This is a genomic window from Halomonas sp. H10-9-1, from assembly GCF_040147005.1.
In the GTDB taxonomy this organism is placed as follows: Bacteria; Pseudomonadota; Gammaproteobacteria; order Pseudomonadales; family Halomonadaceae; genus Halomonas.
Genome location: NZ_JAMSHO010000001.1, coordinates 558,253 through 570,703 on the forward strand (window position 1 = coordinate 558,253; position 12,451 = coordinate 570,703).

Below are 12,451 nucleotides of genomic sequence, written 5' to 3' on the forward strand. Positions count from 1 at the left end.
GAGAGACGTCTATGAGTCTGGAGGCAAGAGAGGATCTCGATCCGGTCGAGACCGCGGAGTGGCTGGAATCCCTCGAATCGGTCCTGGATCATGAGGGCGAGGAGCGTGCCCGGCACCTGCTCACGCGCCTGGCCGACCGCCTGCGGCGCGACGGGACGCAGCCCCCCTTCTCGGCGACCACGCCGCACCGCAACACCATTCCGGTGCATCGTGAGGCACCGATGCCGGGCGATCTCTTCATGGAGCGCAAGATCCGCTCGATGATCCGCTGGAACATGGCGGCGATGGTCACCCGGGCCAACCGCAAGCACAAGGGCATCGGCGGCCACCTGGCCAGCTACATGTCCAGTGCGACACTCTATGAAGTGGGCTTCAACCACTTCTTCCGGGCCGCCAACGGCGATTTCATGGGTGACCTGGTGTTCATCCAGGGGCACAGCTCCCCGGGCATCTATGCCCGCGCCTTCCTCGAGGGGCGGCTGACCGAGGAGCAGATGGACAACTATCGCCAGGAGGTCGATGGCAATGGTCTGTCGTCCTACCCGCACCCCTGGTTGATGCCCGATTTCTGGCAGCTGCCCACCGTGTCCATGGGCCTTGGCCCGATCATGGCCATCTACCAGGCCCACGTGATGAAGTACCTCGACCAGCGCGGCCTGAAGCCGATGCAGGATCGCAAGATCTGGTGCTTCATGGGCGACGGCGAGTGTGACGAGCCGGAGTCCCTGGGGGCCATCCACCTGGCCAGCCGCGAACAGCTCGACAACCTGATCTTCGTGGTCAACTGCAACCTGCAGCGCCTCGATGGCCCGGTACGCGGCAACTCGCGCATCATGGACGAGCTCGAGGGGGTCTTTCGTGGCGCCGGCTGGAACGTGCTCAAGGTGGTCTGGGGCCGCCTGTGGGATCCGCTCTTCGAGAAGGACAAGAAGGGCATCCTGCAGAAGGTCATGGACGAGACCGTCGATGGCGAGTATCAGAACTACAAGGCCAACGGCGGCGCCTATACCCGGGAGAACTTCTTCGGCAAGTACCCCGAGACCGCCGAGATGGTCAAGGACTTGTCCGACGAGGATATCTGGAAGCTCAACCGCGGCGGTCACGACCCGTTCAAGGTCTATGCGGCCTATCACCAGGCGGTGAATCACGCCAACGGCCGACCCACCGTGGTGCTGGCGCACACCGTCAAGGGCTATGGCCTGGGTGCCGACGGTGGCGAGGCCGATAACGAGGCCCACCAGGTCAAGTCCATCGACGACCCGGAGGTGCTCAAGCGCTTCCGCGACCGCTTCGGCATCCCGGTTTCCGACGAAGCGATCGAGCATGAGATCCCCTACTACAAGCCGGCCGACGACACCCCGGAGATGCGCTACATGCACCTCCAGCGTGAACGCCTCGGTGGCTACCTGCCGGCACGCCAGCACGACTTCGAGCCGCTGGATATCCCTGGCCTGGACGACAAGGTCTTCGCCAGCCAGCTGGGTGGCTCGAAGGGGCGCGAGGTGTCTACCACCATGACCTTCGTGCGGATTCTCAATGGGCTGGTGAAGGACAAGTCGTTCGGCAAGCAGGTGGTGCCGATTGTGCCCGACGAGGCCCGCACCTTCGGCATGGAGGGCATGTTCCGCCAGCTGGGCATCTACAGCCCCGGTGGCCAGAAGTATGAGCCCATGGACAAGGGCCAGCTGATGTTCTATCGCGAGGACAAGGCCGGTCAGGTCCTCGAGGAGGGCATCAACGAGGCGGGCGCCATGTCCTCGTGGATCGCCGCGGCCACCTCCTACGCCAACCATGGCCTGCCGCTGCTGCCGTTCTATATCTACTACTCGATGTTCGGCTTCCAGCGCATCGGCGACCTGGCCTGGGCCGCTGGTGACCTGCAGGCGCGTGGCTTCCTGGTGGGCGGTACCGCCGGGCGCACCACGCTCAACGGCGAGGGCCTGCAGCACCAGGATGGTCACAGCCACCTGCAGGCGTCGATGATTCCCAACTGCCGTAGCTACGACCCGACCTACGCCCACGAAGTGGCGGTGATCGTGCAGAGTGGCCTGAAGCGGATGTTCGTCGACAAGGAGCCCTGCTTCTACTACCTGACGGTCATGAACGAGAACTACGAGCAGCCCGAGCTCGAGGAGGTGCCTGCCGAGGAGATCATCAAGGGCATGTACCTGCTGCGCGAGACTCAGGGCGACAAGGCCCGCGTGCAGTTGATGGGCTCCGGCACCATCCTGCGCGAGGTCGAGGCCGCCGCCGAACTGCTGCGTGATGAGTGGGGCGTGGGCGCCGACATCTGGAGCGTGACCAGCTTCAACGAGCTGCGTCGCGAGGCACTGGCCCTGGACCGCGAGGCGTTCCTCAATCCGGAGGCCGAGCCGGGCAAGCCGCACGTCACCCGTTGCCTGGAAGGGCGTCAGGGGCCGGCCATCGCCTCGACCGACTACATGCGCCTGTTCGCCGACCAGGTGCGTGCCTGGGTGCCCACCGACTACCACGTGCTGGGAACCGACGGCTTCGGCCGCTCCGATACCCGCGAGAAGCTGCGTGAGTTCTTCGAGGTCGACCGTCACTTCGTGGTGGTGGCCGCACTCAAGGCGCTGGCCGAGCGCGGCGAACTCGACCGCAAGGTGATCGGCGAGGCGCTGAAGAAGTACGACATCGATCCGGCCAAGCCGAATCCGCTGACCGACTGATCCGGTGGGGCGGGCGGATGCCTGCCCCTTCCAGGCACGATTTGGAAGGAGCGCGACCTTGAGTAGCGAAATCATCAAAGTACCGGACATCGGCGGCGATACCGATGTGGAGATCATCGAGATCGCGGTGTCGGTAGGCGACGTCATCGAGGCCGAGGACACCCTGATCACCCTCGAGTCCGACAAGGCCAGCATGGACGTGCCTTCGCCCAAGGGCGGCAAGGTGGCCAGGGTGCTGGTGAAGGAGGGCGATACCGTCTCCGAGGGTGACGCTATCGTCGAGCTGGAAATCGAAGGCGGTGACGCCGCCGAGCCGGCTTCCGGCCACGCCGAGGCGCAGGCCGCGCCGGCACCCGAGACGGCACCGGAGCCCAGCGCCGAGAAGCCAGCGGCGAAGACCGGCGGTGGCAAGCGCAGCGTGGAGATCACCGTGCCCGACCTGGGGGGCGACAGCGACGTCGAGGTGATCGAAGTGGGAGTGGCCGAGGGCGACGAGATCGAGCTCGAGGCGCCGCTGATTACCCTGGAGTCCGACAAGGCCAGCATGGACGTGCCCAGCCCCTATGCCGGCAAGCTGCTCTCCCTGACCGTCAAGGAGGGCGATACCGTCTCCGAGGGCGATGTCATCGGCACCATGGAGGTCATCGACGAGGGTGGCGAGGTGGCAAAGGCCGAGGCGCCCGCGGCGAGCATGCCGGCACCGGCCGCCGAGCCGGAGCCCGCCCCGCAGGCCGGCGGCGAGCCTCGGCGCCAGGAGGTTCGCGTCCCGGACCTGGGCGGTGCCAGCGACGTCCCGATCATCGAGGTGGCCGTGGCCGTGGGCGACGAGCTCGAGGAGGAGGCGCCGCTGATCACCCTGGAGTCCGACAAGGCCTCCATGGACGTGCCGAGCCCCCATGCGGGTCGCCTGGTCGAGCTGAAGGTCAAGGAGGGCGACAGCGTCTCCGAGGGTGATCTGATCGCTATCATCGAGACCGCAGGCGCCGCCGCCCCCGCCGCCAAGGCCCCTGCTGCGCCCAAGGCCGCCGCGCCTGCGCCGACCCCGGCGGGCACGCCGAGCCCGGAGGCACAGATGGCGGCCCACAAGCCTCGCGAGGGCAAGCTGGTCCACGCCGGCCCCGCGGTGCGCATGCTGGCCCGCGAGCTGGGCGTCGACCTGGGATTGGTCACGCCCAGCGGCCCGAAGGAGCGTGTCCTGAAGGAGGATGTCCACGCCTACGTCAAGCAGGTGATGGCCAGCCAGGGCAAGGCCGGGACAGCTGCCGCAGCTCCCGCGGCGGTTGGCTCGGGCATTCCGCCGATTCCGGACCAGGACTTCAGCCAGTTCGGCGAGGTGGAAGAGAAGCCCATGGGGCGCCTGATGAAGATGGGTGCCACTAACCTCCATCGCAGCTGGGTCAACCTGCCCCACGTCACCCAGTTCGACGAGGCGGACATCACCGAGCTGGAGGCCTTCCGCAAGTCCATGAAGGCCGAGGCGGAGGCTCAGGGCGCCAAGCTCACACCGCTGCCCTTCCTGATCAAGGCGTGTGCCTTCGCGCTGCGCCAGTACCCGCAGTTCAATGTCAGCCTGAAGAGCGATGGCGAGACGGTGGTGCACAAGAAGTACGTGCATATCGGCATCGCCGTGGACACCCCGGACGGCCTGATGGTGCCGGTGATCCGCAATGCCGACCGGAAGTCGCTGATTGACCTGGCCAAGGAGTCGGTGGAGCTGGCCAAGAAGGCGCAGTCGAAGAAGCTGAAGCGCGAGGAGATGACCGGTGGCTGCTTCACCATCTCCAGCCTGGGCTCCATCGGCGGCACCGCCTTCACGCCGATCGTCAACGCCCCGGAGGTGGCCATCCTCGGCGTTTCCAAGGCGTCGATGAAGCCGGTGTGGGATGGCGCCGCCTTCCAGCCGCGGCTGATGATGCCGCTGTGCCTCTCCTATGACCACCGGGCCGTCAACGGCGCCGATGCGGCACGCTTCACTGCGTTGCTGGGTCAACTGCTGACCGATATTCGTCGGCTGCTGCTGTAGGGCGCGGACTCGAGTCCGCTACACGACGGCGCCTGCGGGCGCCGTCGTCATTTTCGGGCCCGTTACGGTTGGCAAGACCAAAGTGCTATTCGGCTGGAGGCCATTGAAATGCAAAGTGCTTTTATGCAGAGGAGGGGCGCCGGGAGGGGCGGGTGCTTGTGCTGGTCGTGGGCCGCGGTTATCGTTCCCCCAAGAAAATTCTTCATAGCTGACAACCACTTGACCACGAGGACTCTAACATGCGTTTGATCCTGTTGGGCGCCCCCGGTGCCGGCAAGGGCACCCAGGCCCAGTTCATCTGCGAGCGCTTCAACATTCCGCAGATTTCCACCGGTGACATGCTGCGTACCGCCGTCAAGGAGGGGAGTGAGCTGGGCGTCAAGGTCAAGGAGATCATGAACAGCGGCGGCCTGGTGTCCGACGATATCATCATCGCCCTGGTCAAGGAGCGTATCGCCCAGCCCGACTGCGCCAACGGCTTCCTGTTCGACGGCTTCCCGCGCACCATTCCCCAGGCCGACGCCATGAAGGAGGCCCGGGTGAAGCTCGACCATGTGCTGGAGATCGCCGTGGATGATGAGGAGATCGTCAGCCGACTGGCCGGGCGTCGCGTGCATCCGGGCTCCGGGCGTGTCTATCACGTCGACCATAATCCGCCGCAGGAGGCGGGCAAGGACGACGTCACCGGCGAGGCGCTGATCCAGCGCGACGACGATCGTGAGTCCACCGTGCGCAACCGCCTGGCGGTCTATCACGAGCAGACCGCACCGCTGGTCGACTACTACCAGGCCTGGGCCGAGCAGGATGCCGAGAGCGCGCCTGCCTACCACCGCGTCGAGGGCATCGGCAGCGTCGACGATATCAAGGCCCAGGTGCTCAAGGCCCTGGAGGGCTGATCGAGCCCTGTCCCCGGCGCCCCTCGAAGTTACGACAGCGCTTCCACTCGGATGGCCCGCTTATGCGGGCCATCGTCGTTATGGGCCCGGCCGCGTATAATGGCGGCCCGTTTTCCCGAGAGGGTGACCCCATGTCGATCCTGCTGGCCCTGGATGCCTCCTCGAGCGCCTGCTCCGCCGCCCTGCTGCGGCGGCGCCCCGGCGCCGATGATGAACTGCTCTCCCGCTTCGCCCTGACTCCCCGCGAGCATACCCGGCGGCTGCTGCCCATGGTCGACGAGGTACTCGCCGAGGCCGGGGTGGCCCCCGCCGAGCTCGATGCCGTGGCCTATGGCCGCGGCCCGGGCTCCTTCACCGGGCTGCGCATCGCCGCGGGTGCCGCCCAGGGGCTCGCCTACGGCCTCGACCGGCCGCTGATCGGGGTCTCCACCCTGGCGGCCCTGGCCCTGGGAGCCCATCGTCGCCACCATTTCCGCCGGCTGGTCACCGCCCTCGATGCGCGCATGGGCGAGATCTACGTGGCTGCCTGGCAGTGCCGCGATGGCCTGCCGGAGCCGCTGCTCGATGAGGCGGTCATGGCGCCGGAGCGTCTACGCCTGCCCAATGGCCACGCTGACCACGATTGGGTCGGGGTGGGCTCGGGATGGGGCTTGTGGGAGCGGATGCCGGCCGGGGTACAGGCGGCGCTGGGGCAGCGTCTGCCCGAGGTGGAGGCGGACGCCGCCGACATGGCGCTGCTCGCCATGCATGAGCTGGAGAGCGGCGGCGGGCTACCGGCGCACCTCGCCCAGCCGGTCTACCTGCGCAACGAGGTGGCGTGGAAGAAGGCAAGATGAGTGTCCCGGTGGCGGTTCAGGGGGAGGCGCTGGCGGCGCTGGCCGAGCGGCTCGGGCTGCCCTTCGCCCAGGCGGCCGAGCTCTGCCTGGCGCGGCAGGAGGGGCGCCTGGTGCTGGCCGGTGACGCCAGGCGCTACGGCCACCCTCTGGTGGTGGAGTTCGCCAGCGGCAGGGCGGCCCATCGTCGTCGCTTCGGTGGTGGTCGCGGGCAGCTCATCGCCCGTGCCTGCGGCTTCTCCCCGGGGGTGACGCCTTGCGTGGTGGACGCCACCGCAGGCCTGGGCCGCGACGCCTTCGTGCTGGCGAGCCTGGGGGCTTCGGTACTGCTGGTGGAGCGCGTGGCGGCGATCTTCGCCCTGCTCGAGGACGGCCTGGCCAGGGCGCTGGCCGATGCCGACACCGCCGAGATCGCCGCACGCATGCATCTGGTCCAGGGCGATGCCGGCCGTGATCTCGATGCCTTGGTGGCCGAGGCGGGCTTTTCTCCCCAGGTGATCCATCTGGATCCGATGTTTCCCCACCGCGAGAAGTCGGCACTGGTCAAGAAGGAGATGCGCCTGTTCCGGACCCTCGCCGGCGACGATGCGGACGCCCCGCGGCTGCTGGAGGCGGCGCTGGATGTCGCCACCCACCGGGTGGTGGTCAAGCGGCCGAGGAAGGCGCCGCCGATCGAGGGGCCCGCCCCGCGCCATGTCATCGAGGGCAAGACCAGCCGTTATGACCTCTATGTGCATCGCAGCCTGAAGGCCGGCTGATCAGTCACCGCGCAGGGTGATCAGCTGCAGCCGGTGGCGCAATGCCGGGTCGAACAGGCGGTGCGCGCGCCTGGCCGCCTCGCGCAGCCGGTCATCGAACACCAGCAGGCCCTCGGGGTCGCGCCACAGCCAGCCCTCCAGCGCCAGGCTCTCCACCAGCCGGTCGAAGAGCCGTGCGTCGAAGAACTCGGGGGAGTCGAGTCCCGAGAGCAGTGCCAGGCGTTCGGCGAGCAGTCGACTGTGCCCGGCCAGCGCTTCGGCGGTGAGGCGCCCCGGTCCCGCGTTGATCAACACCGTAAGCAGCAGGTAGCCACGCTCCAGCGACGGCTGCATTACCCTCCCCAGCAGGTCGAGGCTTTCGCCGGCCTCCAGGCGGTCGTCGGGGCGTTGCCAGGCATCATCGCCGTCCGGTGTCACCAGCTCCAGCTCGACCAGAGTGTCGAGCGTCGCCGCCAGTGCCTCGCGCAAGACAGGCGGCGGGGCGACCATCAGCTCCCGCGCGAGAATCGGCCAGCCGGGGGCCAGCAGGGCCTCCAGTTCATCCAGTTGCCGCCGCGGCTGGTGGCGGAAGGCGAAGGCGGTGAGCCCGGCCAGGGCCAAGAGGTGCAGGACGTTGTTGCGGTACCAACCCAGCCGGCTGGACTGGTCGGCATCGGCGAGCAGGATATCGCCCAGTGGTTGCTCGCGGCGCTGGATCATGCCCAGCGCCAGGGCATGGGCGATCCACTCGGCTGGAGTTCCCTCCGGGAGGCTCGGCCGCTCGCTGCCTGGCAGGCGCCGCTGCAGTGCTGCGAGGAGCGCCAGTTGGCGTTCCATCAGGCGCTCCTCGATGGCGTGGTGGGGGGTGGCCAGCAACACCAGGGCGATCAGGTTGACCGGGTTGAGGGCGGCGGCGGCATTGATGCGCCGGCACAGCGTCTCGCCCAGTCGCGGCACCAGCTCGCCCAGCCACGCCGGGCGCTCCTCGGCACAGCGTCGCCAGCCCCGGCCCAGCGTCTCGTCCAGGTAGTCGGCCACCGCCAGCGGCTCGCCGACGTTGACGGTGACCCGGCCGAAGGGCTGGCGCAACTTGCCCAGCACCCGCAGCAGCGACAGCGGAGTCTCCTTGCGCTTCTTGCCGCCGCGCAGTTCGCGCTGGTAGCTGGAGCCCTCGATCACCCGCTCGTAGCCGATATAGACCGGTACAAAGGCCAGCGGCTGCGTCTGGCCGGCGGCGTGGCTGCGCAGGAAGGAGCGCAGCGTCATGACCAGCATGCCGGGGCGCGCCGGCAGCATGCGGCCGCTGCGTGAGCGGCCGCCCTCCATGAAGTACTCCAGCGGGTGTCCGCGTGCGATGAGGCGATGCAGGTACTCGTTGAAGACCGCCGCGTAGAGGCGGTTGTCGCGGAAGCTACGGCGCAGGAAGAAGGCGCCGCCGCGGCGCAGCAGCGGGCCTATCAGCGGCATGTCCAGGTTGCGGCCGGCGGCGATATGCGGCGGCATCAGGCCCTCCTGATAGAGCACATAGGAGAGCAGCAGGTAGTCGACATGGCTGCGGTGGCAGGGCACGTAGACCAGGGTGTGGTCCTCGGCCAGCGGCTTGATGGCCTCCAGGCCACGCACGTCGACGCCGTCATAGAGCCGGTTCCACAAGCGCCGCAGCAGGCCATCCATGAAGCGCAGCACCGGGTAGGTCATGTTGGAGGCGATCTCGTGGCCGTAGCGGCGTGCACGCCGCTCCAGGCGTGGCCGCGCCTGCCGGCCCTCGCCGGCCAGCGCGTCGATCACCCGGCCGACCTCGGGGCTCGACGCTACCCCCTCGATCAGCGTGCGGCGATGGGAGAGGTCCGGGCCCAGCACCCGGGTGCGCGTGCGACGGAAGTGCACGCGCAGCAGGCGTGCCGCCTTGCGGTTGGTGAGCGCCGGGTCACGGCCGTCACACAGCTGGCGTAGCCTCAGCGGGGCGCCGAAGTGCACCTCCACATTGCGCCGGTTGACCAGCACCGAGAGGGCGCGGCGCAGGCGGCCGGTCAACTGCCAGGTGTCCGCGGCGACCATCCGCCAGAAGCCGAAGCGCTTGCCAGGTGCGCGCCCCCAGAAGATGCTGACCGGTACCAGCTGCACCTCGAGCGCCGGGTCGGCCTCGAGGCGCTCGATCAGCGCCTGGAAGGGCGGCGGGTTGCGCGCGCCGCGACGCCTCCCGCGTGGCCGCGGCAGGGCCAGGCTGCCGGGGAATTTCCGTCCGGCGAGGCGCCATGGCCGGTCGGCGGCCGGCAGGGCGTAGCGGGATGTCAGCGCGCCGAGCAGCCGGGCATCGCTCCAGGCGGTGCGAGGCAGGATATAGACCACCGGCAGCTCCGGGACGATCCCCAGGTCACCGGGAGGGGGTTCGATCAGGCGCGGCTGAACCCAGGCGGCGATCACGCGGGTCATGACCGCGCGCAGGGGAGTGGTAAGGGTGTGCAGCAAGGCCATCCGTTTGCCCCGGGTGCAGGAAAGGGAGAGGAAAGGCCAGTATAGTCGTCGGGAGACGCCGGGTCAGTGGTGACCCGCAGCGACGGGCATGTGACGAAGCGGACAGGGATGCAGCGATGCACGGGATCTGGCGAGATGGCAATGACTTCGAGCTGCTCCCCGAGGCGAGCCGCTTCCTGCCGGCGATGTTCGAGGCCATCGAGCAGGCGCGGACGTCGATCCTGATCGAGCTCTACCTGATGGAGACGGGGCGGCTGGCGTCGGCGCTGATCGACGCCCTGGTCAGGAGCGTCGAGCGTGGCGTGACGGTGCTGCTGCTGCTCGATGGCTATGGCGCCATGGGCCTGTCGAGGCACGATCGCGAGCGGCTGGAAGCGGGCGGCGTGGCCCTGCGCTTCTTCAACCCGCTGGGGCTCCACTCCCTGGCGCGCAACCTGACCCGAGACCATCGCAAGCTGGTGGTGGTCGATGGCCACATCGCTTTCACCGGCGGCTTTGGTGCCGTGGATGAGTTTCTCGATGCCTGGTACGAGGTGGCGGTGCGCATCCGGGGGCCGGTGGTGGCCGACTGGATGCGGTTGTTCAGCCGCCTGTGGGACTCCCCGCTGACCCGTGGCTCCGGGCCCGCGGGACTGGTTCGCGGACTCTCCACCGCGACCCGCGCGGTGGATGGCTACCGCGGCATGCGTGGCCGGGCGATCTGGGGGCAGGGGTACCGCTACCAGGCAATCCGCCATTCGCTGCATGGTCATGTGGAGCGCGCGCGCCGCCGCATCTGGATCTGCACCCCCTACTTTGCCCCCACCTTCAGCCTGCGTCTACGCCTGGCGAGGGCGGCACGGCGGGGCGTCGAGGTGCGCCTGCTGCTGCCCGGGGAGCAGCACGACCACCCCGGCGTGCGCTATGCCGGGCAGCGCTTCTACGGACGCCTGCTCAGGGCGGGGGTGCGTATCTACGAGTTCCAGCCGACCTTCATACACGCCAAGGTTTCGCTGGCCGACGACTGGGTCAGTCTCGGCTCCTGCAACTTCGACCACTGGAGCCTGCACTGGAACCTGGAGGCCAATCAGGAGGTCGAGGATCGCCGCTTCGCCGACGAGGTGGCCGCGCTGTTCGAGCGCAACTTCGTGGCCAGCCAGGAGATGGATCACGAGGCCTGGGTTCGCCGGCCGCGCTGGCAGCGCGTCAAGGAGTGGCTGTTCGGTATCCTGGACGGGATGCTGACCCGCCTCAAATAGCCCGGCTTCGCCGGGAGCTATAAGCTTTAAGCTGTAAGAAAACCCCTTCGCCGCCAGGCTTGGCGTTGACATTCTGGCTTACGGCTTACGGCTTACGGCTTACGGCTTACGGCTTACGGCTTACGGCTTACGGCTTACGGCTTACGGCCCTTCCTGCCACCGGCGGGCTGCTTGCGGCGTGGAGTGGGCTTGGGGGTCTCCGGCGGCACCCGATAGTGCAGGTAGAGGTCGAGCACCAGCTCGGGGAGCTGCCTCACCAGCCCTTCGAGACGCGCGCCATCGGCGACGAACTCCGCCATGTCTGGCTCCTCATCGAACAGGCCCGAGAGCGCCATGAAGGGCAGCAGCAGGGCGGCGGTGGCCTCCTCGTCCTCCTCGAACCAGGCCGCCTCGTCGAGGAAGACGCCCTCCATGAAGCCGGCGCACCAGTCGCCGATGGGTGTCTCCTCCGGGACAAGGCCATCCAGGGTCGGTTCGAAGGGCAGCTCCGGCAGCAGGCCCTGCTCCAGGGCAGCGATGGCGTTATGGCGCAGTCGTTCCAGCAGGCCGAGGATGACCTCGCGCTCACCGTCGTCGCTGAAGTCAGGCTCCCCCTGGAACAGCTCCGCCACCCAGGCCGCCGGCGGTACCTCCCGAGGACTGACGGCCAGGGCGACCAGGAAGCCGTGGGTGCCGATCAGGTCCAAGGCATCCTCGGGAACCCGCTCCGAGGCCAGGAAGTCGTCGAGGTGGTCGAGCTGGTCATCGTCGAGCAGGGGTTCGGGTTGCGGGGTATCGGTCATTGAGACTCTCTCACGCTGGTTGACGGACTCACGCGGGTAACGGGGCTTTACGCCTGCGGGGCCAGGCGCCATTCTAGCACCCATGAACCGTGCCGCGTTGCCCCACCCCGACCCTGAAACATTGGCCTCCCTGGCTGACTCTGATCTCGCGCGAGCCCTCGAGGAGCGGGTCGCAGCGGCTTGGGGGCTGTGCCGCGAGGTACATCCCCATCTGCCCATGCCCCGGGTGTGGCTCGACCTGCGCGGTCGGAGTGCGGGGCAGGCGCACTTCGGGCGCGGCGGGCTGCGCTTCAATCCGGTGCTGTATGCCGAGAATCGGGTCGACTTTCTAGTCGAGGTGGTGCCCCACGAGATGGCCCACTGGCTGGTCCACCATCTCGAGGACGGCCCCCAGGCGCGCCCCCACGGCCGCGAATGGCAGACCGTGATGCGCCGGCTTTTTGGGCTCGAGCCGCGCACGACCCACCGCTTCGATACCGGCCGTGCCAGCCCGGCGCCTCATCGCTACGTCTGCGGCTGCCGCGAACACGACTTTACTCCGCGCCGGCATGCGCTGGCGCGCCAGGGACGGCGCTATCGCTGTCGTCATTGCGCTCAGACGTTGGTCTATCGTGGCCAGAAAGTGTCTGAGAAACAGAAATAACCTGCTGATATTAAAGGTTTTAATTTTTCTACCAAGGTCTAAATGGAAGGTGGTCTCGAGACCTATATGCTGGCAGTGCTTTTCCTGGAGCCGGCACGGCCCATCCGTTTTGGATTGGAGACTGTTTGACCGAC

At 67.9% G+C, this 12,451-nt stretch carries 9 protein-coding genes; 7 read left to right on the forward strand and 2 right to left on the reverse strand.

The window, feature by feature from the left end:
- Positions 1-11: 11 nt before the first annotated feature.
- The 5 genes from aceE (at position 12) to NFH66_RS02605 (ending at position 7,200) form a co-directional block, all read left to right on the forward strand.
- Complete coding sequence (gene aceE / locus NFH66_RS02585; protein WP_349608135.1) at positions 12-2,690, forward strand: pyruvate dehydrogenase (acetyl-transferring), homodimeric type; 2,679 nt, start codon at positions 12-14, stop codon at positions 2,688-2,690.
- 58 nt (positions 2,691-2,748) lie between these two features.
- Positions 2,749-4,713 (forward strand): pyruvate dehydrogenase complex dihydrolipoyllysine-residue acetyltransferase, encoded by a 1,965-nt coding sequence (gene aceF, locus NFH66_RS02590; RefSeq protein WP_349608137.1) that lies wholly within the window; start codon positions 2,749-2,751, stop codon positions 4,711-4,713.
- 239 nt (positions 4,714-4,952) lie between these two features.
- Entirely contained in the window at positions 4,953-5,609 is a 657-nt protein-coding gene (gene adk / locus NFH66_RS02595; RefSeq protein WP_349608139.1) for an adenylate kinase, read from the forward strand.
- A 131-nt stretch (positions 5,610-5,740) separates the two neighbouring features.
- Complete coding sequence (gene tsaB / locus NFH66_RS02600) at positions 5,741-6,445, forward strand: tRNA (adenosine(37)-N6)-threonylcarbamoyltransferase complex dimerization subunit type 1 TsaB (RefSeq protein WP_349608141.1); 705 nt, start codon at positions 5,741-5,743, stop codon at positions 6,443-6,445.
- Entirely contained in the window at positions 6,442-7,200 is a 759-nt protein-coding gene (locus NFH66_RS02605) for a class I SAM-dependent methyltransferase (RefSeq protein WP_349611636.1), read from the forward strand. Before tsaB ends, NFH66_RS02605 begins: the two co-directional genes overlap by 4 nt.
- Here the strand turns inward: NFH66_RS02605 and plsB are convergent, their stop codons facing one another.
- Positions 7,201-9,654, reverse strand: coding sequence for a glycerol-3-phosphate 1-O-acyltransferase PlsB (plsB, locus tag NFH66_RS02610; protein ID WP_502878627.1), 2,454 nt, complete (start codon positions 9,652-9,654; stop codon positions 7,201-7,203).
- A 116-nt stretch (positions 9,655-9,770) separates the two neighbouring features.
- Between plsB and NFH66_RS02615 the strand changes: the two genes are divergently transcribed.
- Entirely contained in the window at positions 9,771-10,892 is a 1,122-nt protein-coding gene (locus NFH66_RS02615) for a phospholipase D-like domain-containing protein (protein WP_349608145.1), read from the forward strand.
- A gap of 134 nt (positions 10,893-11,026) precedes the next feature.
- On the opposite strand, the gene NFH66_RS02620 is transcribed toward NFH66_RS02615, so the two are convergent.
- Complete coding sequence (locus tag NFH66_RS02620) at positions 11,027-11,674, reverse strand: YecA/YgfB family protein (RefSeq protein ID WP_349608147.1); 648 nt, start codon at positions 11,672-11,674, stop codon at positions 11,027-11,029.
- Positions 11,675-11,756: 82 nt separating this feature from the next.
- On the opposite strand from NFH66_RS02620, the gene NFH66_RS02625 reads away from it, so the two are divergent.
- Positions 11,757-12,317: a SprT family zinc-dependent metalloprotease gene (locus tag NFH66_RS02625; RefSeq protein WP_349608150.1), complete on the forward strand. Its 561-nt coding sequence runs from the start codon at positions 11,757-11,759 to the stop codon at positions 12,315-12,317.
- Positions 12,318-12,451: the final 134 nt, after the last annotated feature.